The following is a 26,312-nucleotide window of genomic DNA, read 5'->3' as shown; positions in this document are numbered from 1 at the left end:
TTCCACATGTACAAGATTCTGACTCATAACGCCATTTCGCCCAAGGGATTGGAGCGCCTGCCACGCGACCGCTACGAGATCGCCTCGGAGATACAACACCCCGATGCGATCCTGCTGCGCTCGTTCAAACTCCATGGCCTGCCGATTCCCGATTCCTTGAAGGCGGTCGGTCGTGCCGGTGCGGGGGTGAACAACATCCCGGTGGCCGAGTACACCAAGCGCGGCATTCCCGTTTTCAACACGCCGGGCGCCAATGCGAACGCGGTCAAGGAACTGGTGATCGCCGGCATGTTGCTGGCGAGTCGCAACATCTGCCAGGCCTGGGATTTCGCGCGTCACCTCGAAGGCGACAATGAGACGATCAGTTCGCAAGTCGAGAAGAGCAAGAAGCAGTTCGGCGGCTCGGAACTTGCCGGCAAGACGCTGGGCGTGCTCGGGCTCGGTGCGATCGGGGTCCGGGTGGCGAATGCGGCCATTGCCCTCGGCATGGATGTCGTCGGGTATGACCCGATGTTGACGGTCGACAGCGCCTGGCAATTGTCCTCCTCGGCCGCGAAAGCCGTAAGCATCGACGACTTGCTCAGCCGTTCGGACATGGTCACGATCCATGTCCCGCTGAACGACCAGACGCGCGGGCTGATCAACGCGGGCCGCATCGGCTCGATGCGTCAGGGCGCCGTGCTGTTGAATTTCTCGCGCGCCGAGACGGTGGACGAGGCCGCGGTGCTTGCCGCACTGGATGGCGGCAAGATCCGCACATACGTGACCGACTTCGCCTCGCCGCAGCTGGTCCGCAACGGCAAGGCCATCGTCCTGCCACACCTCGGTGCGTCGACGGCCGAGGCCGAAGAGAACTGCGCGGTCATGGTCGCCGACCAGATCCGTGATTTCCTCGAGGATGGGAACATTCGCAACTCGGTCAATTTCCCCGAGGTTTTCATGCCGCGGACCGAGGGTTGCCGGCTGGCGATCGCCAACGAGAATGTCCCCAACATGGTCGGCCAGATTTCCAGCCTGCTGGCGGATGCCAATTTGAATATTCTGGACCTGTTGAACAAGTCCCGCGGTGACTATGCGTACACGCTGATCGACCTGAACAACCCGGTGCCGGACACCACCCTGGAGGCGATCCGGGGTATCAGCGGCGTGTTGTCGGCACGCATCGCGTGCGGCAACGGTCAGGACTGATCCGGCAGGGCTGCTCACGTGTCGGAACCCCGTAGCCTTCTGGAACTGCGCACCCAGATCGATGCCGTCGATGCGCGCATTCTCGCGCTGATCAACGAGCGGGCGGGCTACGCGCTGCAGGTCGCCGAGTCCAAGATGGCCAGCGGCGAGACCGAGTGTTTTCATCGACCCGAGCGGGAGGCCGAGGTGCTCCGGCGCATCGCCGCGGAGAACCGGGGCCCCCTGTCCGACGACGCGGTCAAGCGCTTCTTCCGGGAACTGATGTCAGAGTGCCTGGCCTTGGAGAAGCCTTTGTCGGTCGCTTTCCTGGGACCTGAGGGAACATTCACCCAGCAGGCGGCCTACAAGCACTTCGGGCATGCCATCCTGGCTGAGCCGTTGCCGGCCATCGATGAGATCTTCCGGGCCGTCGAAAGCGGTGACTGCCAGTACGGCGTCGTGCCGGTGGAGAATTCCACGGAAGGCGTGATCACGCATACTCTGGACAGCTTCCTGAAATCGTCGCTGGTGATCACGGGCGAGGTACTGCTGCGTATTCACCATAATTTGATGAGCTCGGCGGGCAGCCTCAAGGAGGTCCGCGAGGTGTTCTCACATCAGCAGTCGCTGGCCCAGTGCCGCGAATGGCTGGACCGGCGCCTGCCTGAGGTCCGGCGCACCGCCGTCAGCAGCAACAGCGAAGCCGCGCGGATGGCTTCCAGCACCCCCGATACCGCGGCGATTGCGGGTGAGGTGGCGGCACCGATCTATGGACTCGAAATCCTCGAACGGAACATCGAAGACGAGCCGGACAACACCACACGGTTTCTCGTCATCGGTCGGAACCCGGTCGGACGTACCGGCTCCGACCGGACATCGCTCCTGTTGTCGACGCGCAATCATCCCGGGGCGCTCTACGCGATGCTGGAGCCTTTCGCCCACTTCGGCCTGAGCATGACCAAGATCGAATCGCGCCCCTCGCGTCGCGGTCTGTGGGACTACGTGTTCTTTATCGACGTCGAGGGGCACCGGGAAGATCCGGCCCTGAGCAGCGCACTACAGGCGCTGGAGCCCAGCATCACGATGCTGAAGGTGCTTGGTTCCTATCCGCGCGCCGTCTGAGCCGATTCACCGACGACCCTTTTTCCTGTCGAGCGTCCTTATGGCTTGTGAGCCCCTGATTCCCGAACGACTGGCTGCGCCGGGTGTCCGTGCGCTGACGCCCTATCAGCCGGGCAAGCCGATCGGCGAACTGCAGCGAGAACTCGGTTTGCAGCAGATCGTCAAGCTGGCGTCCAACGAGAACCCGCTCGGCCCCGGTGCCAAGGCCCTCGAAGCGGCGCAGCGTGCCTTGCTCGACAGCCATCTCTACCCGGATGGCAGCGGACATGAACTGAAAACTGCGCTGGCCCACCACAACGGCGTGGCGCGCGAGCAGATCACGCTGGGCAACGGCTCGAACGATGTGCTGGAAGTGATTGCCCGCTGCTTTCTGGCGCCGGGTGACAGCGTGGTGTTCTCCGAGCATGCCTTCGCGGTCTATCCGATCGTGACGCAAGCGGTCGGGGCGACGGCAATTGTCGCGCCGGCGCATGACGGGCGCCGCGCACCGCGTTACGGCCACGATCTCGAGCAGATGGCTGCCAGCATCGAGCCCGGCACCAAACTCGTGTTCATCGCGAATCCGAACAACCCGACCGGGACTCATGTCCCGTCGGTCGAGCTGGAACGCTTCATTACCGCCGTACCGCCGCAGGTGCTCGTGGTCGTCGACGAGGCTTATGTGGAATACGCCCAGGCGCGTGACTACACCAGCGTGCTGCCGAACCTGTCGCGTTACCCGAATCTGATTGTCACGCGCACCTTCTCGAAGGCCTATGGGCTGGCCGGGCTGCGCGTGGGCTACGCCGTTTCGAGTCCCGCTATAGCCGATTTGCTGAACCGGGTTCGGCAACCTTTCAATGTCAATTCCGTCGCGCTCGCCGCAGCGCAGGCCGCGCTGGCCGATGACGATTATCTGGCGCGCTCCGTTGCATTGAACCGCGCAGGTATGCAGCAACTGACGGAAGCGTTCAGGGCAAGGCGCCTGCCGTACATTCCGTCGATCGGCAACTTCATCGCCATGGATTTGCAGCGCACGGCCGGTCCGGTATACGAGGCCTTGCTGCGACGAGGTGTCATCGTACGGCCGATCGCCAACTACGGACTTCCCAACCACTTGCGCGTGACGATCGGGACCGAGGCCGAAAACCAGTTCTTTATCGACGCACTCGATCGGGTTCTCGGTTCATGATTGACCGCCTCTGCGTGATCGGCGTCGGATTGATCGGTGGATCGGTCGCCCGCGCCGCGCGTGAACGCGGTCTTTGCCGGGAAATCGTCGGGGTCGACCGGGACGCCCGGAATCTGGCCGAAGCCACGACGCTCGGCGTCATCGACCGGGGCAGTGCCGCGGTGAGCGCAGCCGAGGATGCCGACTTCGTCGTCATTGCGGTTCCGGTCGGGGCGGTTGGTCGCGTTTGCGGCGAACTGGCGCCGTTCTGGTCCGACACCGCCGTGTATACCGATGTGGGCAGCACCAAACTGAGTGTCATCGATGCCTGCCGTGCCGCGCTGGGCACGCTGCCCCCGAATTTCGTCCCGGCCCATCCCATCGCGGGCGCCGAACGTAGCGGCGTTGGTGCCGCAAACGCAGAACTGTACGCGGGCAAGCGCGTGATCCTGACGCCGGATCCGGCCACTTCGACCCTCGCCTGCGAGCGGGTTACGGCTTTCTGGACCGCCCTCGGGGCGCGCGTGTCGGCGATGGACCCGGCGCATCATGACGAGGTGCTGGCGGCTACCAGCCATCTGCCGCATGTGCTCGCCTTCACGCTGGTCCATTTGCTCGGACGCAAGGATGAACAGGCCGAGATATTTCAATATGCGGCCGGCGGCTTCCGCGATTTCACCCGGATCGCTGCCAGCGATCCGGAAATGTGGCTGGACATCTGCCTGGCGAACGCCACGCAGATCCTGACACTGCTGCAGGCGTTCGGCGCCGAGCTGAACGATTTCGCGGACTGCCTGGAACAGCGCGACGCGACGCGCCTCTTCGAGTTCCTGTCGACGGCCCGGGAAGCACGACAACGATCACTAGAACGCATGGACAACTGACCACATGGCACATTCCACTTTAACGTTCCGGATACAGCCGGGCGGAAAACTTCAGGGCGAACTCCGCGTGCCCGGCGACAAGTCGGTCTCTCATCGCTCCATCATGATGGGCGCGATTGCCGAGGGCGTCACCGAGGTCAGCGGCTTTCTGTCAGCCGAGGATTGCCTGTCGACTATCCAGGCCTTTCGCCAGATGGGCGTCCGCATCGAGGGACCGGAGGCTGGTCACGTGCGTATTCACGGGGTGGGCCTGCACGGGCTGACAGGGTCGGAGGCACCACTCGATCTCGGTAACTCCGGCACTTCCATGCGGCTCCTTTCCGGCCTGCTGTCCGGCCAGGCGTTCGATTCGGTGCTGTTCGGCGACGAGTCTCTGAACCGCAGGCCAATGAAAAGGGTAACCGAGCCACTCAAGTCCATGGGTGCGGTCATCGATACGACAAACGCCGGCACGGCCCCGCTGCACATCCACGGTGGCCAGCGGCTGCACGGCATCGCCTACGACATGCCGGTTGCGAGCGCGCAGGTGAAGTCCTGCCTGTTGCTGGCCGGACTCTATGCCGACGGCGAAACCCGTGTGCGTGAACCAGCGCCTACCCGGGACCATACCGAGCGCATGTTGACGGGCTTCGGCTATCCGTGGCGGCGCGACGGCGACTGGATCGCCCTGTCCAGTGGCGGTAGCCTGCGCGGCACGCAGATCGACGTTCCCAGCGACATCTCGTCCGCCGCCTTCTTCCTGGTCGGCGCCTCCATCGCACCGGGCTCGGACGTGTTGCTGAGACATGTGGGCATGAACCCGACGCGCACCGGTGTGATCGACATCCTGCGCCTGATGGGAGCCGAACTGGAAGTGCTGAATGCACGGATCATCGGCGGAGAACCGGTCGCCGACATCCGGGTACGATCCCGCCCCCTGCACGGGATCGTGATTCCCGAACACCTCGTTCCGCTGAGCATCGACGAGTTCCCGGCCCTGTTCGTCGCAGCGGCCTGTGCGGAGGGCGAGACCGTCCTGACGGGCGCCGAGGAACTGCGTGTCAAGGAAAGCGACCGGATCCAGGTCATGGCGGACGGCCTGTCGGCGCTGGGTATCGAAGCCAATCCAACGCCGGATGGCATCCGCATACGCGGCGGACAGCTCGGGGGAGGCGCGATCGTCTCCCATGGGGATCACCGTATTGCCATGTCATTCGCGATCAGTGCGTTGCGGGCACAGGGGGAGGTCGTCGTGCGTGATTGCCGTAATGTCGCCACCTCATTCCCGGGCTTCGTCGACTTGGCGGCCGGCCTTGGGCTGGCCATCACCGCTGCAGACGAGACGGCACCATGAGTCACGTCGTTCCGGTACTGGCGATCGATGGCCCCAGCGGCTCCGGAAAGGGGACGGTCAGCCGGGCCGTGGCCCGCCGCCTCGGCTGGAACTTCCTCGATAGCGGTGCCATCTATCGCGCCTTGGGTTTGGCGGTCGAACGCGACGGCCTCTCGCTGGATGACCAGGACGCCGTGGCCAGACTGGCGGGTCGCATGGATCTGCGCTTTTCATCAGGCGAGCCCCCAAGCGTCTGGCTGGACCAGATCGACGTCACGGACCGGATCCCCACCGAGAGCTGCGGGGCGATGGCCTCGGCGGTCGCCGCACTTAAGCCGGTTCGCCAGGCGTTGTTGCAGAAGCAACGGGACTTTCGACAGTTGCCGGGGCTGGTTGCCGATGGCCGGGACATGGGTACGGTGGTCTTCCCGGACGCGGAATTCAAGGTGTTCCTGACCGCCAGTGCGGCAGTCCGGGCACAGCGTCGCCACAAGCAGTTGAAAGAGAAGGGTGTGGATGTTACCCTTGCGCGCTTAACCAAGGACATCGAAGAAAGGGACGAGCGCGATCGCACACGGGCCGAAGCGCCATTGCGTATCGCGGACGGGGCGCTGGTGATCGATTCATCCGATCTGGGTATCGATGAAGTGATCGCACGCTGCCTCGCGGTGGTTGGCGTCCTCTGACCGCCGCGCACCCGGCAGACCGTATAGGACAGACTTTGGGCTCGCCTTCGTGCTGACGACGGGCGGGGTTTTTTTAATCTGATCGACTGAGTGAGTATCGCCCGGTCGCTGATTGGGCGGAAGAATCTATGACCGAAAGCTTTGCGCAACTGTTTGAAGAAAGCCTTGCCCGCGCTGAAATGCGCACTGGCAGCATCGTCCGTGGCACCGTCGTCGACATCGGTTCCGATGTCGTCGTGGTCAACGCGGGTCTGAAGTCGGAGGGCGTAATCCCCCGGTGGCAGTTCCTCGCCGCCGACGGAGAGCTCGAGGTTCAGATCGGCGATGAGGTCGAAGTCGCCCTGGACATGATCGAGGACGGCCTCGGCGCCACGCTGCTTTCGCGCGACAAAGCGAAAAAGATGAAGGCCTGGACCGATCTGGAGCAGGCTTTCGAGGATAACGAGACCGTCGTCGGACGCATCGTCGGCAAGGTTCGCGGCGGATTCACCGTCGCCGTCGGCGCTCTCCGAGCGTTCCTGCCGGGTTCGCTGGTCGACGTCCGCCCGGTGCGCGACACGACGTTCCTCGAGAATCGCGATCTCGAATTCAAGGTCATCAAGATCGATCAGAAGCGGAACAACGTCGTGTTGTCACGCCGCGCCGTCGTCGAATCCGAGTACAGCGCCGAGAAGGAAGCCCTGCTCGAGAGCCTGAAGGAAGGAGCGATCATCAACGGTGTCGTCAAGAACCTCACCGATTATGGTGCCTTCATCGACCTGGGCGGCATCGACGGCCTGCTGCACATCACGGACATGGCGTGGAAGCGCGTTCGCCATCCGTCGGAATGTGTGCAGATCGGCCAGGAGATCCAGGTCAAGGTTCTCAAGTACGACCAGGAAAAGAACCGCGTATCGCTGGGCCTGAAGCAACTGGGCGAGGATCCGTGGGTCAATATCGCTCGCCGTTATCCGTCCGGCTCGCGCCTCTTCGGCAAGGTCAGCAACCTGACCGACTACGGCTGCTTCGTCGAGCTCGAGGAAGGCGTCGAGGGTCTGGTCCACGTCTCCGAAATGGACTGGACCAACAAGAACGTCAACCCGGGCAAGCTCGTGCAGCTCGGCGACGAGGTCGAAGTCATGGTGCTCGATATCGACGAGGACCGTCGACGCATCTCGCTGGGCATGAAGCAATGCCGGGCGAATCCGTGGGAAGAGTTCTCGGCCTTGCACAAGAAGGGCGACAAGATCTCCGGCAGCATCAAGTCGATTACGGACTTCGGCATCTTCATCGGTCTGGACGGCGGCATCGACGGACTGGTCCATTTGTCGGACATCTCCTGGAGCACTACCGGCGAAGAAGCGATCCGCAACTTCAAGAAGGGCGACGAAGTCGAAACCGTCGTGCTGGCGATCGACCCGGAACGTGAACGCATCTCCCTGGGTATCAAGCAGCTCGAGCAGGACCCCTTCCAGAACTTCATCGGAGCCCACGAAAAGGGCGCCATCGTTCGGGGCGTGGTCAAGGAAGTGGACGCCAAAGGGGCTGTCATCACGCTGGGCGACAACGTGGAGGGCTATCTCCGGGCCTCCGAAATTCAACGCGACCGAGTCGAAGACGCGCGCAGCCTGCTGAGCGTCGGCGAAGAGGTCGAGGCGAAGTTCATCGGCGTCGACAAGAAGAGCAAGAACATCTCGCTGTCGATCAAGGCCAAAGACCACGACGAAGAATCGGCTGCACTCAAGGATTACACTCAGGCAGCCTCCGCCGGGACCCCAACCCTCGGCGACATCTTCAAGGAACAGATGGAGAATAAGTAGTCTCGATCCACGCCAACCCCGGGGTAACCCCGGGGTTCCCACAGATTCTGCTCCAGATGACAGTGACCAAATCCGAACTTATCGAGTCATTGGCCGCTCGTTTCAGTCATTTGCCGCCCCGCGACATCGAGTCGGCAGTCAAAGTGCTGATCGAATACATGAGCGATGCCCTATCAGGGGGCCGGCGCATCGAGATTCGAGGCTTCGGCAGCTTTTCCCTGCACTATCGACCGCCGCGGCTCGGACGCAATCCAAAGACGGGTGAGTCTGTACCGCTCGAATCCAAATACGTACCCCACTTCCGTCCCGGGAAAGAACTCCGCGATCGGGTGGATAAGCACTGACTGACGTTCTTTCCGGCCCAAACAGGACTTCTTGCGATATTGGCTTGATATCGGCTGTGGGTTCTTGCAGCTAGCCTGCGCAAGCGCAAATCTTGAATGCAGCGGGTTCCCGTCCTCGGACGGGAGCCCGCTCACGGCTCCTGGGTGCGAGGTTCCTTACAACCGCGGCAGGATAAGGGAACCTGGGCACCTCCCTTCGTCCTTTTCGGCATCACAGCGCCGCTCGCTGGATGTTGGGGTCGCGAACGACAAACGCATTCGGGCTATCCCTGGCTCGACCGAACCGTTACCGTGGCGCCGCTCCAGCGCAGCTATCGCGCCTGTGTAGTTCCGCTGGATCGGTTCTCGAATCGTCGCGCCTATGCACGGTGCCGTTCCCGTCCCTGGTGTAAACCGCTCAGGCTGGCCCATGTTAGAGTTGCTCGCTCTCCTGTTACCCATTGCCGCGGCCTCAGGTTGGTTTATCGCGCGCCGCCAATACGCCGCTGACCGCCGCTTCCATCGCGTCCGGGAACTGAACGCCTCCTATACACGCGGCCTGGAGTACATGCTGCAGGATCGGGTCGAGGAAGCCCTGGATCTCCTGTCCGAAACGGCAGCCACGGATACAGAGGGCCGCGAATTGCGCCTCGCGATCGGCAACTTCTTTCGGCGCCGTGGCGAAGTGGACAAGGCGCTGGCAGTGCACGAAGCACTACTTTCCCAGGCCGGGCTAACCGAACCCTTCCGATCCCGCATTCAACTGGAACTCGGTACGGATTACTCTGCCGCCGGCTTATTGGACCGTGCCGAGGGCATTTTCATCGCGCTTCAGGACCGCCCTGACTTCAGCACATGCTCTCTAGAAAGCTTGCTGAGAATCTACGAGCGTGAGAGGGAGTGGGAGAAGGCGATCGACTGCCTGAAGAGACTGAGGCGATCACAGAAGCCGCTCCACCGTGAAACCATTGCCCAGTTCTACTGTGAGTTGGCGCAGCAGGAGCACGACGCTGGCCGCGACGACGACGCGCTCGCTCTCACGGAAGCGGCCCTGCGCGACGATCCGAAATGTGCCCGCGCTCTGCTGCAGCGAGCCCGGTTGCTGGCCGGACGCAGGGAATGGTCCGAACTCACCGCCATCCTGACGATGCTGGAACGCCATGCTCCAGTCTTCCTGCCGGAAATCCTCGATCTTGGGATACTGCTGCATGCTGCGCGGAAGGATGAGGAAGGCCTTATTGCTTGGCTGACACATCTCCACAAGGATTGCGGATGCAGCGAGGCTGCTGTCCTGCTGAGTGAACGGTTGGCCGCGGAGAAGAGCGTCGCCGCCGCTACCGATTACGTGCTCTCGGCGATAAGTAGCTCTCCATCCGTGCCCCTAACGCGAAGACTCCTCGCCCTGATGAAGCAAAGCAGCACGGAAGAACAGTTGGCCGCGTTGCCAAGTGTCATGCTCGCACTGCATTCGCTTCTGCCTCCCCGAACACGGCGTTATAACTGTTCGCAATGCGGTTTCACTGCCAGTGAGATCTACTGGCGATGTCCCTCCTGCCAATATTGGGAAACGATAAAGCCCGTGACAGAGTGAACGCTGTCACATATTCGGCAATAAGGTTTGCCGATACCGGTCGTTAGCTTGAAGACCGGGCGCTGACGTCTACGCTTAGCCCCTGTCGGCCTCATGCCGGCGCGACTCCACGGTGTTCCTCGACTTGGCTGTGATTATCCTAGGCATGGCTTAGCTCCATCGTCCGGCGGCACGAGGCCGCAGGCCATGAAGAGGGAAGGGTGATGGCCGGGCAACATTGCTGCGGAGCCAAGGGCGCATTGGCGGTATCGAGAACACCAGGACCTTTGCTTCACCCCTTTTACGGGAGAGATCCAATGAACGCATTGTTCAAGTTTGTATTCATCGCTGTTGCAGCCTTTACCTGGTCCTTCGCACTGGCTGAAGCCGTCGATATCAACTCGGCCAACTCCGATCAGTTGGCACAAGCCATGGTGGGAGTGGGCAAGGCGAAAGCCGATGCCATCGTGCAGGAACGCGAGAAGAACGGGAAGTTCACTTCAATCGAGGATTTGTCTCGGGTCAAGGGTATCAAGCAAGCCCTGATCGAGAAGAACCGCAATAATCTCACCGTCGGCGCGAAGCCGGTCGAGGTTGCCGGAGCGCCCCCCGCCAAATAGATTTTTTCCGACTCCTCGGAGCAGGTGCATACCGGCACCTGCTCCGTCCCTTTTTCAGCTTGCATCCGGCCGCAAAGCCTCACAGTTTCACTCGAAGCCCCCCGTTTTCGTTCTCTGGCCCTTTGCCTCGCCAGGCCCTTGCCCCCCCAACCTGGGCAAAGTGCCAGCGGCGGCACCTTGTGACACCCACGCTTGCCGCCCGCGCGCAACAGTCTCCTCTGCACTGCCGGCGTCGTCCCTCAACAGTCCTGAGGGACGCCTGGGCATGGCAGCGAGGACCGGTCACACTGCCGAAACACTTGATGCACGCCACAGACTTGCGTATAAAAACGGGGCGATGCCGCCAGGATAACGACATAACGAGGATCAAGGCACGTGCGGAGATTTCTGATCTGGGCTTTGGCAGGGCCCCTCATCGCGACGCTAAGCGTCGATGCTGTCGCTGATGTCTATAAATTCGTCGACAGCACGGGGCATGTTTTCTACACCGACAATCCTCGTCACGCCGGATATCGGCGAATCATCAAGTCGTCCGTTCCGCCTCCACCGAAACCAACACGGAGCGGACCCCTTTATGGCCAAGGCTTGGCTCCGTTTCGAACGGGACGGACGCTGCGCTCGCAGGATTTAATCAACCATCGAGTACAGTACGCACCCCTGATCGACGCCGCTGCCAATAAGTATCGCCTCGATCCGGCTCTACTGCATGCGGTGATTCGTGCCGAATCGTCCTATAACCCCGGAGCCGTGTCGAATAAAGGCGCCGTCGGCCTGATGCAGCTGATGCCGGGCACAGCGGCGCGTTACGGAGTCCGCGATCGTCAGGATCCGGCCGAGAATATCGAAGGCGGGGCGCGTTACCTCAGCGACCTGATCGACATGTTTCCTTACGATCTGAGTCTCGCAATCGCTGCTTACAACGCAGGAGAGAACTCCGTCAAGCGACATGGCAACAAGGTTCCCCCGATTCAGGAAACACGGGATTATGTTTCCCGAGTGCTCGACTATTACCGGCGGATGAATTAGCGCAACACGGGTCGTAAGTAATATTCCCGTCTTACGCCACGCGCCCTACCACAGACCAAAACCGCCTGACTTTCCGGCTGTTCCTATCGCGCAGCCCGTACGTGGACCTGGGGTTTAGGGTAAACTGCGGCGCTTTGGCTTCCTTGCCGCTCCAGTGAACCTTCTCGACATCATCAAGACCGGCGGCTGGCTGATGGGCCCGCTTTTGCTGTGCTCCGTGGTTGCCGTCGGCATCATCCTGGAGCGGCTCTGGACGCTCCGCACTTCGCGGGTCATGCCGACGGACCTGATCCCGCAGGTACGCGCGCTGTGCCGCAGCGAACACATCGATCCTGTGAGTCTGCGCGTCATCCGCGGCAGTTCTCCGCTCGGCGCAGTCCTGGCAGAGGGCTTGGCTCAGCGCGAGCGCGGGCGCGAAGCGGTAAGGGAGAGCGTCGAGCAGGCCGGGCGACAAGTCGTGCACGGACTGGAACGCTATCTCAACACACTCGGCACGATCGCGGCGATTTCGCCCTATCTCGGTCTGCTGGGCAGTGTTCTGGGCATGATCAAGGTGTTCTCCGTCTTTTCGGCAGCGCAAGGAGTGAACGATCCGGCGCTTCTCGCGCGCGGGATCTCCGAGATTCTTTTCGCGACCGCGGCCGGTCTCGCTGTCGCCATCCCCAGTTTGATGTTCCATCGTTACCTGCACGGCCGCGTCAACGAGTTGGCACTGCGTATGGAAGACGAAGTGCTGCATGTGCTGGCCGCGCTCGAGTGCGGCAATGCCGACAGTACGAACTGAGGTACTGAACATGAACTTTCGAGCGCGGACGCCCGACCACCCCGAATTGAATCTGATCCCCATGATCGACGTACTCATCGTGCTGTTGATCTTCCTGGTGCTGACGACGACGTTCCGACGGGAAACGGGTCTGAAGGTTCGGCTCCCGCAATCTGCGACACCGGCGACGACACAGAACACCGGAATCGGCGTGACGATCGATCGCGATGGGCGGGTGGAGGTCGACGGGGTTGCGGCAAAGGATCCGGAAATGAGTACGCTAAAAGCGCTGCTGGCGAGCGCGGCTTCCGGGGACCGAACCGCGGTGGTCGTTCGCGCGGACCGCCAGACGCCACACGAGTCGGTCATGCGGGTACTCGATGCCGCCAGCCAAGTCGGTCTCGGGCAAATCAGCTTTGTGCTGGAGTCTAACGGGACGTCTCCAGGACCCGCGCCGAGGGGTCCCGATGCACGCTGATGCCGGGGTCGTGGGCGCTCGATGACCCGGCAGGAAAGACTTGGGCGGTGGCTCGAACATCAATGGTATCGCCGCAGTTCGGTCAACCCCCTTCTGGTTGCCCCGAGCCTGCTCTTTTGCGCTGCTGCGCGCCTACGCCGCTGGGCATATGGACGGGGCTTGGGATCCGTTGGGCGGTTACCGGTGCCGGTCATCGTCGTCGGCAATCTAACGGTAGGGGGTACCGGAAAGACCCCGCTGACGATATGGCTGGTGGAATTCCTGCTGAACGCCGGCTATTCGCCGGGTATCGTCAGTCGGGGTTACGGCGGACAACCAGGGCGGACAGAACCCCTGCGCGTGCAACCGGATACCGACGCCGCGGCATGCGGTGACGAGCCGGTGTTGATCGCCCAGAGAACCGGCGCCCCGGTGATGGTCGCACGGGATCGCTTGCTTGCGGCCCAAGCGCTGCTGACCGAAACCGCTTGCGACATCCTGGTAGCCGACGACGGACTGCAACATTATCGTCTGGGGCGAGATGTGGAGATACTGCTGGTCGACGGCGAACGGCGCTTCGGCAACGGGTGGTGTCTGCCCGGCGGACCACTGCGCGAACCCGTCGCCCGGGCCCGTTCGGTCGATTTCGTCGTGCGCCGGGATGGTGAGGTCCTCACCGGCGAATACGGGATGACCGTGCAAGGTGGCACGGCGATAAACCTGTCGACCGGCCGCACCGTTCCGTTGACGCATTTTGTCGGAACGCCGGTGCGAGCGATGGCCGGAATCGGCTATCCACAGCGGTTTTTCCGGCATCTGGCCGGATTGGGCATCTCGGTGGAGCCCGTCGATTTTCCCGACCATCACGCCTACCGGTCCGAGGATGTCACATTCCCTGACGATAAACCGGTGCTGATGACCGAGAAGGATGCCGTGAAATGCCGGAGCTTCTCAGATGAGAAATTGTGGTACGTTCCGGTCCAAGCTGATGTCGAGCCCGCGTTCGGTCGCGACTTACTACAACGATTGAGAAACACACCCCATGGATAAGCGATTGCTGGAAATATTGGTTTGCCCCCTGTGCAAGGGCGAACTGGTTTACCAACGCGAGGAGCAGGAACTGATCTGCAAATTCGACCGCCTGGCGTTCCCGATCCGCGATGACATCCCGGTGATGCTCGAAAACGAGGCCCGACGGATAAGCCTTGAGGAGTACGACGCCTTGCACCCGAAGGCGCATGGCGGGCCCATCGTGCCGTGAACTCACCCGCACCGTTCAAGATTGTGATCCCCGCCCGGCTGGGATCGTCCCGCCTGCCCGGAAAGGTGCTCATCCCTATCGCCGGGAAGCCGATGATCGTCCACGTCTGCGAACGCGCAATCGCTGCAGGCGCTGCGGAAGTCATCGTTGCAGCGGACGATCGTTCGATCGGGGAGGCGATCGCGCCACTGCGCGTCACGACCGTGCTGACCAGCCCTCGGCATTCTAGTGGCACCGAGCGTCTGGCCGAAGTCGCCGAGCGCCTGGCATGGGATGCCGAGGAACGGATCGTGAACCTGCAGGGCGATGAGCCGCTGGTGGATCCCGCCCTGATCCGCATTTTGGCCGAGGCCTTGTTGCCCCCGACACCGACTGCTGTCGCCACACTCGCCACCGCAATCGATGATCCGTCCGAGATATTCAATCCCAATGCGGTCAAGGTCGTCGTCGATTGCGCGGACCACGCCCTTTACTTCAGCCGGGCACCGGTCCCCTGGGATCGCGAGGGATTCACCAAACAACCCCGGCAGGTCAACAGCGGCTTCAAGCATCTCCGACACATCGGCATGTATGCCTACACTGCCGGCTTCCTACGACGTTACGCCGCGTGGGCACGCTCGCCGCTGGAGGATGTCGAGTGCCTGGAGCAGCTGCGCATCTTGTGGCACGGTGAGCGGATTCGCGTGCTGAGGGTGGATCAAGCCCCGGTGGCAGGCGTCGATACTGAAGAAGACCTGAAGCGCGTCGAAGCCGTTTTGGCGGATAGAGCTGCGAGCTCCGAGCGCGGCGAAAACCATGACCCAGTGGGCTGAAACGTTCGGCTTGACCGGCCTTTTCATCAGCGCATTCGTATCATCGACGCTCGCGCCGGGCGGGTCCGAAGCCGTCCTCGCTTATCTGGCGGGGCTGAGCCAGTTCAGCGACGGGCAATTGCTCGGTACCGCCACGCTCGGCAATACCCTCGGCGCACTGACCACATGGTTCCTCGGGCGCTTCGTGGCGCGCCGGTACGGTCCAGATGCCGTACTGTCCACTGGGCGCGCCAGCGCCGTGACGCATCTGCGACGCTGGGGGTGGCCACTGCTGCTGTTTTCCTGGCTGCCGATCATCGGCGACGGATTCTGCTTTGCTGCCGGTTGGATGCGCCTTCCGTTCTGGCAATCCCTGCTGGCGATCGCTCTGGGCAAGGCCTTTCGCTATGCCGCCATTCTCTGGGCTTCGCACACCGTCGCGAGCGCACTGTAACGTTCAGTCCAGCCCGAGCAGGCGCGACAGTCGACCGCGCGCCAGGAAGTGCGGAGCGACATAGCGCAGGTGGATCTTGGCCCATGCGTAACCCACGGTTGCCATCGCGAGCTTGGTCAGAAAGCTCCGTGTTTCTGCCGTGGGGTTGAACCAGCGCAGCAGCGGAACATAGGCTGCGGCCAGACCGCCCGCGAGCAGCATTGCCAGCCCGCCCCAGGTCAACAGCGTGACATCCCAATTCACGACCAGGAACACGATCAACAACAGCGCGACAGCGCCCAGTCCGTACGTCAGGGCGCGATGGAATTCTGGGATGCTCTTCCAGACCTTCAGAAACAGAGAAGAACCGATGTCGAGCTGCAATTCCAGATCCGTCCTCGCAGCCGACGCACCTTCGGGCAATCCCAGTACCGGGATCAGCGGTGAGAAGGGCCAGTCCGTCAGGCTGGCGGCCTCGAGATCATAATCCCCCCAACTGCCAGGGCGGCCATCCCGGAGGTGGCGCTGTTGCAGGACGTCCAACTCCCGCCGCGCCATCAGGTAGCCGCTGGCCATCAACGCATAGGCTTCGACATCGGAGAACGCATCCAGATCGGTCCGCAGTTCCGACAACTTCCGCTGCAGAGTCTTGTCGACTCCGTAGGACGTACAGGGCTGCGGCGGGTCTGGCCGCATTTCCCACGGCTCATCGCAGCCAATCCAGTCCAGCGGATGAGTTTCCAGTTCCTTCTTGGCATGGATGAAGAATACCCCGCTCAACGCGCGCCCCTCGAGCCGGCCGCGCAGATCCTGGTATTGCGCCTCGCGCACCCGATCCTGCAGCACACCCGTTACCCTCAGCAGCACCTGGGCGGGATCACTGGCTGGGCGCGCCACGTCGGCCATTTGCCCTGAGGCGTCACTGCAGAGAATGAGCGTACAGCCCTCATCCAATAACCCAGCTACCCCCTGGTTGTCATGGACTCCGCCATCGACGAGCCTGACCGCTCGGTCTGGGTAGAGGTCCTGCAGCACGAGCGGCTCGAACATTCCGGGCACGCATGAAGAGGCGGCAACGGCGTAGCCAACCCGGAAGTTGCGCAGTTCTTTGGTCGGCGCCTGGTGATAGTAGAGGCGGCGGTAGCGTTCGTTGACGTCCGCTTCGCCGCCGATCAGCCCGGGCGGCTCACCCATCCAGCTGCCGGTAAAGAACCAGTTGTGGCCCGAGTTAAGTGAGGTCGTGTTGATGAGCAGCATCGGCACCTTGCTGCGCCGGCGCCAGTTGTGGAAACGGGGATTGAAGTCGGCGACTTGCGTCCCGTCCGGCGCTCGCGGCCGTACCAGGATTTGGGGCATGGAACGCGGCGCATCTCCCTTTGCATCCCGCACTTGTGAATACAGCTCAGATTCGTAGAGCTCTCCAAGCCGCATACTGCGGGTGTAGGCCGTCGACAAGAGCAGCCGGATGTTGGCCTTAAGGTCATCAAAAACCCTGACCCGGAGATTTCGCTGCACCCCCTTCAGGAAGTTTTCCTGAAGACGTCTGATCAGGTCGATGTAGTCCTGACGTGTCAGGTCGCTGTCGGCCCGGTCCTCGAGCAAGCGCTGAAGTTCCAGATAGTAGTGCGTTCCGACGATGCTGCCTCCGGATACCGTCGACAGAACTTCCACGCCGCGCAGCGCATCCACCTCCGCGAGACGGGCGAGAACTCCCAGATGAAACAGCGATGCACGGAATCCGCCACCCGACAAGGCGAGCCCGACCTTGCCACGGTAACAGGTGAGTGCGGCTGCCGTATCGGCGCCGAGCAGGGCATGTAGCGCCTGCCACGCCGGGTGCCAGCTGTTGAAAGTACTGCCCTCGCGCGGGAACGCGATACCCTGATAGCGCGCCAACATGACCAACTGGCGAAAGGTCGTCTGGAGTTTCCATTCGCTGGCACGACTGCCTTCGGCTTCGAAGCACTCCCGTAAACGACGCAGCCAGGCTCCCGCCTCCGGGTATTCCCCGAGACCGAAACAGACTTCTGCCAACGTCGCCAGGAACCAGTACTGTTCTGCCAGGCCGGGACTTTCCTCCAATGCCGCCACGAGATCCGAGAGGATAGGAACGCGCAATGACTGGGCATCGTCTCGCAGCCGCAGGGCCTCGGCGCTTTCGCTCGAACCACTTCGCTGCGCGATGGTTTCCGCCTGGGCAGCGAGGAGATCCAACAGGAAAGCCGCATTGGTGCCGCCATAGCCCATGTCCTGTCGGGGATTCCGCTCATAGGCGGCACGGTAGAAGGCGATGGCTTCCTGGAGGTGCTCGACTTGCCCGCCAAACTCCCACAGACGCTTCAGCACGGCGCCGCCCATCGCAAGCGTCTCCGAGTCGCGGGTTTCCGGATCGCGCAGACCGATTTCCTGCAACAATTCCAGCGCGCGGTCGAACCGGACCCGCGGCACCAGAGACTCATCCTTATAGGTGGCGAGTGCCAATTGCTGCGTCAACCAGCGGTCAGAGGTGTCGCGCTCGCGGGCACGCGCGAGCAATTCCCGGGCGATCCCAAAATGGAGCCCGCGCAACAAGTCTGCGATGAGTTCCTGAAGCGACTCGCGTTCGGGCCATGGCACGGTTCCCGCGATCAGCCGCCGCGCGGTTTCGACAAGGTCGTTCATGGTGCCCCCTATTGCGTAGTTATCTCACTGTCCGGGACAGGGCGGGCGGAGCCCGCGCCTGGCGATTGCGGCTTCCGGCCGCGCGCCCACAATAGGTCACTTGAGCGGGTGCGTCCAGCCCGCGGAATGCGGGTGCAAGTCATTCTCCGGGAATGAAATTGGCTTGCCATAAGGCTTAACCTACGGCAGACTTAGCGCGGCGACCTGATCGGAGGCTCATCCCCGAATGCGTAGAAGAATCAAAAAGACGGCTCGCATGTTCCAACGGACCTGGGTTGCGGCCACGGAATCTCGGACGAACGTCAAGAGCCTTATCACTTCACTGACCCTTCCCGCCCTCCTGGGCGCATGTGCCCACCAGGCACCCACCGGTCCAGCACAACCCAGCGTTGCCAGCACGCCCCGCAAGTTGATCTTTTACTCGCGTGCCGGCGAGGCCGCGACCGTCAACGCGGATGTCGGTGCTTTCGACGGCGGCAGTGGCTCCGTCGGGGCAGGCGATCTCCCGCCATCCGATTACCTGATCATCGAAGAAATCATTTCGCGACGGGCCAAGCTGGCCGAGCAGGAGAAGGCCGAGCGCGAGAAGGTGCAAACGGCCATGGAAGCGGCCGAACTGGCCCGCGCCCAGGGCCTCGAGGATGGCAAGGGAAAGCGTCGAAGGGTCGACAAGAATCGCATCCTTGCCAAGGGCAAGTTGATCGAACGTCTTCGAATGCAGAAGGGCAGGGGCCACACGGAACCTTTGGAACTCGCCGATTCCGGCCCCATCGCCGGCCCGAAACCCTGGACTGGCAAACCGCTTCGAACCATAGGCAAGGTAAACCGGGAGGGGCTCTGGTCGCACATCCGGAGCAACCTGATCCTGACCTCGGTCGAGCATGATCGCGTTCAGTCTCAGATCGAGGAGTTCCGGAAACACCCCGGACGCGTAACCTACCTGACCCGTAAAGCGGAGCCATTCCTGAACCATATCGTGGGCGAAATCGGTCGCAAAGGCCTGCCGCTCGATCTGGTCATCGTGCCAATGGTAGAAAGTGGCTTTGAACCCACCGCCGTCTCGCCGAAGGCGGCGGCGGGACTCTGGCAGATCATTCCCAGTACCGGCGTCCAACATGGTCTGACCGTGTCCGAGGAATACGATGGGCGCTACGATGTCCACGCCTCGACAAGAGCCGCGCTCAGTTACTTCAAGCATCTGATCGGCTTGTTCAAGGGCGACTGGCTCATGGCTCTGGCAGCCTACAACTGCGGGGAGGGCGCTGTTCAGCGCGCGATCCTCGCCAATGCCAAAGCCGGCAAGGGCACGAGCTTCTGGGATTTGCACCTGCCCGCCGAAACTCAGGCCTACGTACCGAAGATCGTTGCGCTGGCCCGGCTGATCGGGGATCCGGCCACCATCAGCACACCGGCCCGCAAGCAGGCAAACACCACCGAACTGGCTTCCGTTGAGCTCGGCGCGCAGGTGCGTCTGGCCGATGCCGTAGCTGCCTCAGGATTGCCGCCCGAAGCGTTTTTCCGCATGAACCCGGCTTTCAAACCCGACGTCGAGCCGCCCAAGCAGGCCTACACCATATTACTGCCGAGCGACAACGCTCAGCTGGTGGCGGCCCACGTGCCCGGTGCGAAATTTGTGGGCACGAAGACCATCGTCGTGAAGAAAGGCGATACGCTGGCTCGTCTCGCAAAGAAGCACGGAGTGCCCCCGATCAAGCTGGCGGAGTGGAATGGCTTGACGACCGACACCGCGCTGACTCCTGGTCAGGAATTGCTGGTGTTTCCCGTGTAGTTTTCGACAGGCCCGGCTTCTGGCTCCTCAATCCCTTATTGCTGAACCGGGCTGACCACTCGGCACGAAAGGCGCCGACGAGCCGGGCCTCCCTGCTTAATGTTCATGCCGGCTCCCAGCGAGCCCAAATCCGAAACAAGAAGCCCCGGAAAACTCGCCCGATCGCGACGAGGGGCAAGTTGCAATGGCCGATCAGTCCTGCGGAGCCGAGGGGGAAAGGAACATGTCGATCACTGTGATCGTCGCCGACGATCATGCCATCTTCAGGCAGGGTCTGGTGCCTTTGCTCGAGGGCGAGAGCAGTATCGCGCTTGTCGCCCAGGCGGCCAATGGCGCAGATGCCTGGAATCTGATCGAATCGCTGAAGCCAGACGTCGCCATACTCGACGTCAGCATGCCGGATATCACTGGACTCGATGTCGCACGCCGAGTCGAGGCAGCCAAGCTTGATACCCGCATCGTTCTCCTGACGATGCACGACGACCCCTCTGCCGCTCTCGAAGCCGAAGAGGCAGGCGTGGCAGGGTACGTGCTCAAGGAGAACTCTTTCGAAGATCTGTTGCTGGCGGTCAAGACCGTGGCCGCCGGAGGCACTTTCCTGACAAGTTCTCTCCGCGCCAAACTGCGAGCAATGGAGCGTACCGGTCATCCGGCAATGGCTCTCTCGCCGCGGGAGCGCGACGTGATCGGCATGATCGCGCAAGGCCACAGCAGCAAGGAAATTGCGCGGCGGATGGGGCTGAGCCCGAGGACTGTCGATACCTACCGCAATCGCCTGATGCGCAAGCTGGACCTGCACTGCCTGGCGGATGTCGTGCGCTACGCTGTAATGTTCCGCATTCTCCCCGGAGATCAAGTCCGCTAAACGTGGGGCTGTCGGCCAGTTGGGCCGGGCGTGCGGTCTTTACCACAACCGACCAGTCTTTCTCCGGGGCGGTGGTGCGTGTTGCGCTTGGCTAGCAGATCGAGAGCAAAGCGCCCGGAACAATGCCCCCCCACGCTCGCGGTTTCTGTGAATGAAGCGTCAACGGCCGAGTGAGTGCGGCACTGTCAGGCCGACGTTCCCGTATCCACGGGAACGATGATCCTAAAGCGACTTCCATTCCCCGGCGAACTCATTACGACAAATTCCCCCCCAATCGACAAGACGCGTTCTCGAATACCAGGCAAGCCGAGACTCACTTGTAGGCCTCCCTCTCTCAGCACGACTGCTGGATCGAAGCCCGAGCCACGGTCGCTTACTTCAACCTTCAGTTTACGTCCCTTCGTCTGACTCATGGCCACGCGGGCCGAGTCAACGCCCGCATGTTTCACGGTGTTGAACAACAGTTCGCGCACCGCGTCGAAAACGACGATCGCGTGTGAGTCAGGTATGGCGGACACTAGCTCCTGCATTTTCAAGTTAACCCGCAGGCGGTGCGTGTCGCGCATCCAGCAAGCCAACCACTCCAATCCGCCCTTGAGCCCGCTGACCATCAGCGCCGGAGGATAGAGTTCTGTACTGAGGGAACTAGAGATCTCCAAAGACCGCGTCAGGAGCGCGGCGACCTCCATCAACGATGTCTGCATGGAAAGAGGCGCCACTGCCGCTGCGCGGGCTATACGGACTTTGGCGGCGGCGAGAACTTGTTGCAGATGATCGTGCAGCAGTCGAGAGATGCGCTTGCGTTCACGCTCCTCCGCCAGCGCCAAGTCTTGGGCCAAGCGACAGCAGGCGGCAGCGACCACTGTCAACTGCTCGTTTGCCTTCAAGAGTTCCGATTCGGCCGTCATGCGATGGGCGGTCTCGGCCGACAGTGCTGTCGTGTGAGCGCGCAAGATCTCCGTCAATTGCGAATTGGCCGACCAAAGAACCCTCTCCCGTTCAAGCAACGCCTGTTCGGTTTGCTTTCGGGCCGTGACATCGGTCAATGTTCCGACCATGATGGATGCACGCCCGGCAGCATCATGCTCAATAACCCTACCGCGCGCGACAATCCAGATCCAGTAACCGGATTTGTGCCTCATACGAAACTGAATCTCGAATCCGGTTCCCGCTGCCACGCTATGGCGCAGGCTGGCTTCCGCACACCGAATATCGTCTGGATGCACACGCTCTCGCCAGGCAGCATAAGACGCCGGGAATTCATTGTATTCATACCCGATGAGGGCATAGTAGCGTTCGTCAAAGTACGCCCGGTCGGTGGCGATCTGCCATTCCCAAATCCCGTCGCCAATTGCCCGCATCGCGGCCGCATAGCGCGCTGTTTCAGATAGCGCTTCCGCCTTTTCACGGAGATTCCCCGACCGCGCCGCGACTCCGCTGGAACCGTCATGCTCTCCCCAAGCCAAATGGACGCTTACCGAGCATTGTCCGCACTCGCCCGTGGGCGGCAGACGCGGCCTGCGCCCGTCTTGTGGGTGATACGAAGGCTGAGAAAACCGGGGAGGAGCCTCCTCGACACACGCATTCGTTTGTAGCGACATATTTTTTCCAACTGGCGTGCCGCGCGAGGATCTCGGCTGAGGAGTGCGATGCCGCGGATCCGCGCTCAACGGTGACAACAAAGCCTCATAGAAAACCCGATCCCCCAATAGGGTTCTCATGCAGATTATGCAAACAGATGTAGACCGAGCCGACAATACGTAAAAACACGTAACGACGTATCGCTGATCCGCTGACTGCCATCTGGCGACAGGCCGGTAGCTGCGCTGCTGAGCTCCTGCGAACCGACCGACACCCGCTTCCTTGACGACAGAAGAAACCGCGAGACCGCGCGTCCCTGGGGTTCCTCGTTCTTCTGGTGTGACGGTAGCCAGCCGCCCCACCGTGTAGGCGAATTTGCGGACAACTCCGTGCGTCGACACCCCGACAACCCTCCTTTGGTCAGGTCCGTATCCTTTGCTCAGGAGAACGAGCCTTTCAGGTGTATGGACCGGACGGGGAGGAGGGCAAAGCAATGGCGTCGAGATCCCATGGCAGCCGGGATGGCGCGGCAGGTGACACACCGAGCCAGCCTTGCCGAGATCCATGCCCTCGGTTGCAGCATGTTCGAAAACTTCGGGATGACGCAGAACGCGAATCCGGAAGGCGCTGTGCCAGCATCCTCCATGAGGTTGCGGCGCAATCAATGCAGGCTGTGCAACTTGAACTGAAGCGTCTCAGGGCAGAGCAGGATGGCGCATGGTCCCCAGAGACGCTCATCGATGACATGCTCACCGAGGTTAACCGTGCGATAAGGGCACTGCGCGACGTAAGTGATGATCTGAACCCGCCGTTCCTGGAGCGCCTGATGATTGTCGATGCCATTCGGGTCCACTGCGGGCTCATTGCTGCCCGCGGCGCTATCTGTCCGCGGGTGTCGGCAGAGCAACACCCGATCCGACTGGCGGAGGACGTGAAGGTGCACTGCTTCCTTGCCGTGCGCCTGGCCCTCGATAACGCCCTAAGGCATGCGAAGGCCACACAGATCTACGTCGTCGTGGACACCCGCCTGTGCGACTACCTGAGCTTGCGTGTCCTCGACGATGGCGTCGGGTTTGATATGGAGCATCGAGTCCAGGGGGAACAAAGCCTCGGCTTGCGGATGATCACGGAACACGCCGAGTCCGTAATGGGTCACGCGCAGGTTCATAGTCGCCCTGGTCTGGGTACGGTCGTCGAGATCGTCGTGCCCTTGGCCCAATCTCAAACCCCAGCCGAGTTGCCTTCCTGTGACAGCCAGGTAGCTTTGCAGCTGCTCCGGGACAAGAGTAACCAGGCGTTACCGAATCAGCAGTAGGCGTAATCTCAGATAAGTCAAAAAAACGGCATCCGTGGTCTGCACTACGGAGCTTATGGGTCTCGGAACGGAGGGAATGCACAATGAAGAATGAGCAAGTGATCGACCCTGAGGTGGATGCTGGCCGTCGCGCCCTACTGAAATTGGCGGGTAGCGCGCCAGCCATCGGCCTGATTGCGGCACCCCGGACCAGCGGCGCGGTGGTACCTGAGATGCCCCCTAGTCCACCGACCACGCCCTGGCTCGAGGAACTGCCCCAGGTCGTCGCGCTAGCGCTGAGCAGGGGCGAACTGACACCCGCGCCAAGGGGAGTACCAAACGGCGAAAGCGGTGAATGCGGCCGCGACAAACATCAGCGCTGGGACGAGTTCTTCGAACAACCCGAGTTGCCTCCCGGCAAAGCCGATCTCTATGAGTTACGCGCGAAAGAGGTCGCTGATTGGGTCTTCCACCCGGCTTACCCGCCTCAGCGGGTATGGGGATACGAAGGCAACACCACCCAAGGTTACCAACTCAACCCAACGATCATCGCGCGTTATGGTCAACCGATCATATGCCGGCTGTTCAACGATCTGCCGCAGGATCACGTCGGTTTCGGCACGCCCGAGATCAGCATGCACCTGCATAACCTGCACGCACCGTCGGAGAGTGACGGGTTTCCGGGCGACTATTTCAGTGCCTCGAAGGCCGGTCCCACCTTGTCCGCTCCTGGCCAGTTCTCCGATTACTTCTATCCCAACGTTTATGCCGGTCTCGATCAGTATGGCGGAATCGGCGATCCGCGCGAAGCGCTTGGTACGCTCTGGTACCACGACCATACGCTGGATTTCACCGCAAGTAACGCATCACGCGGGCTGGCGGGATTCTACCTGCTACATGATGAACTCGACTCGGGCGACGAGCAGGATCCCAATCCGGCGGCGCTGAAATTGCCCAGTCACCCCTATGACTATCCTCTTCTCTTTCAGGACAAGCGTTTCGATCTCTCTGGCACACACTATTTTGACGCGATGGACCCGGAGGGTACCTTCGGCGACAAGATCACGGTCAACGGCAAAATCGAACCCGTCCTTCGCGTCGCGCGCCGACGCTATCGCCTGCGCTTATTGAATGCCGGCCCGACACGGTTCTATGAGTTCTACCTAGTGACTGCAAGTGATGCCGTTCAGTCCTTTAGTCATATCGCCAATGACGGAAACCTGTTGCCGGCGCCACTGACGCGGGATCGGGTGCGGATCGCGCCAGCGGAACGCGCTGATCTGGTTGTCAATTTCGCGAATTATCCCCGGGGCACCGTACTCTACCTCGTCAATCGACTGCGGCAGGAATCGACTCGCGGACCCAAGGACGTTCGCAAGCCTGGAACGCGCGTGCTGAAGATAGTCGTGGATCGCGATCCGCCTTCCCCGGATCTGAGCCGTGTGCCGCCCGCACTCCGCCCGCTGCCGGTACTGGATCCCGAGGACATCGCCGCGGCACCGATACGGCGCTGGGAGTTTGCGCGCAAGGGAGGGCTATGGACCGTCAACGACGGGCTCGTCAACGTCAAGTCGGCGCGCGCCACAGTGCGCAGGGGCACTGCCGAGATCTGGGAACTCGTGAATCCCTCCGGAGGCTGGTCCCATCCGATTCACGTTCATTTCGAGGAGGGGCGCATCCTGAGCAAGACCGTGAGGGGCGTTCCGGCAACGGTGCCGCTGCACGAGCAGGGCCGCAAAGACGTCTTTGTGTTGGGTCCTTATACCACCCTGCGGGTTTTCCTGCGTTTCCGTGACTTTGTCGGCAAGTACGTGATGCATTGCCACAACCTGCCACACGAGGATCACGCAATGATGGTCCGCTGGGACATCAAAGACTGACCGAGCGCCCGTTTACACGAGATGGGAAAACTGCCATGAAGACACGCAGAGACTTGTTGGTCGGAATCGCCGGCGTCGCATTGGCGGGCTATGCCTTGAGCGCCAGGCGGTCGCTCCGCGCGCCGGCACTCGCTCAGGGTCTCCCGAACACCCTGGTGCAGACTCACGATGGCCGAAGTGTTCGCTTTTACGACGACCTCATTCGCGGCAAGATCGCGGTTATCAACATGATGTACACCCGGTGCGAGAACACGTGTCCGCTCGGCACGCGGAACCTATTGCGGCTACAACAACTGTTGGGCGAACGGGTAGGGCGCGACGTCTTCATGTACTCGATCACCTTGAAGCCTGACGAGGACGACCAACACGTACTCATGAAATACGCTGAAAGGCATCGTGTCCAGCACGGCTGGACCTTTCTTACCGCCGGCGTGGAAGCTATCCGAGATCTGCGTTACCACCTCGGCTTCGTTGACCCAGACCCCTTGCTCGATGATGACAGCAACACCCATACCGCAGTCCTTCGGATCGGGAATGATGCGTATCGGCGTTGGACTATGGCACCCGTAATGGCCGAGCCCGATCAGATCCTCGCGACCGTCAACCACGTGGATCGCACAATTATTTATACCGGCTGATACCGCGAGACACGCCCTTTTTCACAGGCATATCAGCCTCATCGTTCTGGCCTGCGCCGAACGGAGCAACCGTCACCATTGGGTTTTCAGCTTCCACACAGCACAAATCTTGGACAAGCTGGCCGCAGACCATGGCTTCCCTTATGTGAATGACCCGCGTTCCGCTATCGGATCGAGACAGTAGGAGATAAAACAGCGCGCGTGGGCTCCGTCAATTACCGACCCAAAAACCCTACTAAT

Annotated in this window: 24 protein-coding genes; 22 read left to right on the top strand and 2 right to left on the bottom strand. The window is 61.7% G+C overall.

Annotated elements, in window-relative coordinates; translation table 11 throughout:
• Window positions 1-6: 6 nt before the first annotated feature.
• From BWR02_RS06955 to BWR02_RS06875, 17 genes are all read left to right on the top strand, one after another.
• Window positions 7-1,188 (top strand): phosphoglycerate dehydrogenase, encoded by a 1,182-nt coding sequence (locus tag BWR02_RS06955; RefSeq protein ID WP_139557024.1) that lies wholly within the window; start codon window positions 7-9, stop codon window positions 1,186-1,188.
• Window positions 1,189-1,206: 18 nt separating this feature from the next.
• Window positions 1,207-2,289: a prephenate dehydratase gene (gene pheA / locus BWR02_RS06950; RefSeq protein ID WP_139557023.1), complete on the top strand. Its 1,083-nt coding sequence runs from the start codon at window positions 1,207-1,209 to the stop codon at window positions 2,287-2,289.
• Window positions 2,290-2,329: 40 nt separating this feature from the next.
• Window positions 2,330-3,460 (top strand): histidinol-phosphate transaminase, encoded by a 1,131-nt coding sequence (gene hisC / locus BWR02_RS06945; RefSeq protein WP_139557022.1) that lies wholly within the window; start codon window positions 2,330-2,332, stop codon window positions 3,458-3,460.
• Window positions 3,457-4,323 (top strand): prephenate dehydrogenase, encoded by an 867-nt coding sequence (locus tag BWR02_RS06940; RefSeq protein ID WP_139557021.1) that lies wholly within the window; start codon window positions 3,457-3,459, stop codon window positions 4,321-4,323. The genes hisC and BWR02_RS06940 overlap by 4 nt, the downstream gene beginning before the upstream one ends.
• Window positions 4,324-4,327: 4 nt before the next feature.
• Window positions 4,328-5,656 (top strand): 3-phosphoshikimate 1-carboxyvinyltransferase, encoded by a 1,329-nt coding sequence (aroA, locus tag BWR02_RS06935; RefSeq protein WP_139557020.1) that lies wholly within the window; start codon window positions 4,328-4,330, stop codon window positions 5,654-5,656.
• Complete coding sequence (cmk, locus tag BWR02_RS06930; RefSeq protein WP_139557019.1) at window positions 5,653-6,321, top strand: (d)CMP kinase; 669 nt, start codon at window positions 5,653-5,655, stop codon at window positions 6,319-6,321. The genes aroA and cmk overlap by 4 nt, the downstream gene beginning before the upstream one ends.
• Before the next feature lie 128 nt (window positions 6,322-6,449).
• Entirely contained in the window at window positions 6,450-8,120 is a 1,671-nt protein-coding gene (rpsA, locus tag BWR02_RS06925; protein WP_139557018.1) for a 30S ribosomal protein S1, read from the top strand.
• Between the two features lie 5 nt (window positions 8,121-8,125).
• On the top strand, window positions 8,126-8,464 hold the full coding sequence (locus BWR02_RS06920) for an integration host factor subunit beta (protein WP_498921904.1): 339 nt from the start codon (window positions 8,126-8,128) through the stop codon (window positions 8,462-8,464).
• 409 nt (window positions 8,465-8,873) lie between these two features.
• Window positions 8,874-10,034, top strand: a complete 1,161-nt coding sequence (locus BWR02_RS06915) for a hypothetical protein (RefSeq protein ID WP_139557017.1) — start codon at window positions 8,874-8,876, stop codon at window positions 10,032-10,034.
• Window positions 10,035-10,330: 296 nt separating this feature from the next.
• The gene (locus BWR02_RS06910) at window positions 10,331-10,633 is read left to right on the top strand and encodes a ComEA family DNA-binding protein (protein ID WP_201276187.1); all 303 of its coding nucleotides are present in this window, start codon (window positions 10,331-10,333) and stop codon (window positions 10,631-10,633) included.
• A gap of 375 nt (window positions 10,634-11,008) precedes the next feature.
• Window positions 11,009-11,659, top strand: a complete 651-nt coding sequence (locus BWR02_RS06905; RefSeq protein WP_139557015.1) for a transglycosylase SLT domain-containing protein — start codon at window positions 11,009-11,011, stop codon at window positions 11,657-11,659.
• A gap of 154 nt (window positions 11,660-11,813) precedes the next feature.
• Entirely contained in the window at window positions 11,814-12,443 is a 630-nt protein-coding gene (locus BWR02_RS06900; protein WP_236102002.1) for a MotA/TolQ/ExbB proton channel family protein, read from the top strand.
• Between the two features lie 10 nt (window positions 12,444-12,453).
• Window positions 12,454-12,900 carry an ExbD/TolR family protein gene (locus BWR02_RS06895; RefSeq protein WP_139557014.1) on the top strand — a complete coding sequence of 149 codons (447 nt, stop codon included), beginning with the start codon at window positions 12,454-12,456 and terminating at the stop codon, window positions 12,898-12,900.
• 21 nt (window positions 12,901-12,921) lie between these two features.
• The gene (gene lpxK / locus BWR02_RS06890; RefSeq protein WP_139557013.1) at window positions 12,922-13,929 is read left to right on the top strand and encodes a tetraacyldisaccharide 4'-kinase; all 1,008 of its coding nucleotides are present in this window, start codon (window positions 12,922-12,924) and stop codon (window positions 13,927-13,929) included.
• Window positions 13,922-14,140: a Trm112 family protein gene (locus tag BWR02_RS06885; RefSeq protein ID WP_139557012.1), complete on the top strand. Its 219-nt coding sequence runs from the start codon at window positions 13,922-13,924 to the stop codon at window positions 14,138-14,140. The genes lpxK and BWR02_RS06885 overlap by 8 nt, the downstream gene beginning before the upstream one ends.
• Window positions 14,137-14,952 (top strand): 3-deoxy-manno-octulosonate cytidylyltransferase, encoded by an 816-nt coding sequence (gene kdsB, locus BWR02_RS06880; protein WP_139557011.1) that lies wholly within the window; start codon window positions 14,137-14,139, stop codon window positions 14,950-14,952. The genes BWR02_RS06885 and kdsB overlap by 4 nt, the downstream gene beginning before the upstream one ends.
• Window positions 14,936-15,385: a YqaA family protein gene (locus BWR02_RS06875; RefSeq protein WP_139557010.1), complete on the top strand. Its 450-nt coding sequence runs from the start codon at window positions 14,936-14,938 to the stop codon at window positions 15,383-15,385. Before kdsB ends, BWR02_RS06875 begins: the two co-directional genes overlap by 17 nt.
• A gap of 3 nt (window positions 15,386-15,388) precedes the next feature.
• Here BWR02_RS06875 and BWR02_RS06870 read toward each other — a convergent pair whose 3' ends face one another.
• Window positions 15,389-18,025, bottom strand: a complete 2,637-nt coding sequence (locus tag BWR02_RS06870; protein WP_139557009.1) for a tetratricopeptide repeat-containing protein — start codon at window positions 18,023-18,025, stop codon at window positions 15,389-15,391.
• A gap of 409 nt (window positions 18,026-18,434) precedes the next feature.
• Here BWR02_RS06870 and BWR02_RS06865 point away from each other — a divergent pair, with 409 nt between their 5' ends.
• Both BWR02_RS06865 and BWR02_RS06860 read left to right on the top strand, forming a co-directional pair.
• Window positions 18,435-19,814: a transglycosylase SLT domain-containing protein gene (locus BWR02_RS06865; protein ID WP_162560056.1), complete on the top strand. Its 1,380-nt coding sequence runs from the start codon at window positions 18,435-18,437 to the stop codon at window positions 19,812-19,814.
• 223 nt (window positions 19,815-20,037) lie between these two features.
• Window positions 20,038-20,679 (top strand): response regulator, encoded by a 642-nt coding sequence (locus BWR02_RS06860; protein ID WP_139557007.1) that lies wholly within the window; start codon window positions 20,038-20,040, stop codon window positions 20,677-20,679.
• A 185-nt stretch (window positions 20,680-20,864) separates the two neighbouring features.
• Here the strand turns inward: BWR02_RS06860 and BWR02_RS20820 are convergent, their stop codons facing one another.
• Window positions 20,865-22,280, bottom strand: a complete 1,416-nt coding sequence (locus tag BWR02_RS20820; RefSeq protein ID WP_268921399.1) for a sensor histidine kinase — start codon at window positions 22,278-22,280, stop codon at window positions 20,865-20,867.
• Between the two features lie 644 nt (window positions 22,281-22,924).
• Here BWR02_RS20820 and BWR02_RS06850 point away from each other — a divergent pair.
• The 3 genes from BWR02_RS06850 to BWR02_RS06840 all read left to right on the top strand — a co-directional run bounded on the left by BWR02_RS06850 (window position 22,925) and on the right by BWR02_RS06840 (window position 26,072).
• A complete protein-coding gene (locus BWR02_RS06850) occupies window positions 22,925-23,575 on the top strand; it encodes a sensor histidine kinase (RefSeq protein ID WP_162560054.1) in 651 nt (216 codons plus the stop codon).
• Window positions 23,576-23,658: 83 nt separating this feature from the next.
• On the top strand, window positions 23,659-25,434 hold the full coding sequence (locus tag BWR02_RS06845) for a multicopper oxidase family protein (protein WP_139557004.1): 1,776 nt from the start codon (window positions 23,659-23,661) through the stop codon (window positions 25,432-25,434).
• A 35-nt stretch (window positions 25,435-25,469) separates the two neighbouring features.
• Window positions 25,470-26,072, top strand: coding sequence for an SCO family protein (locus BWR02_RS06840; protein WP_139557003.1), 603 nt, complete (start codon window positions 25,470-25,472; stop codon window positions 26,070-26,072).
• Window positions 26,073-26,312 lie beyond the last annotated feature (240 nt).

Origin of the sequence: Methylotetracoccus oryzae, from assembly GCF_006175985.1 — a bacterium.
Classification (GTDB): domain Bacteria; phylum Pseudomonadota; class Gammaproteobacteria; order Methylococcales; family Methylococcaceae; genus Methylotetracoccus; species Methylotetracoccus oryzae.
The sequence above is the reverse complement of the archived record's forward strand: the minus strand, read 5'-3'. Positions and strand labels throughout refer to the sequence as shown.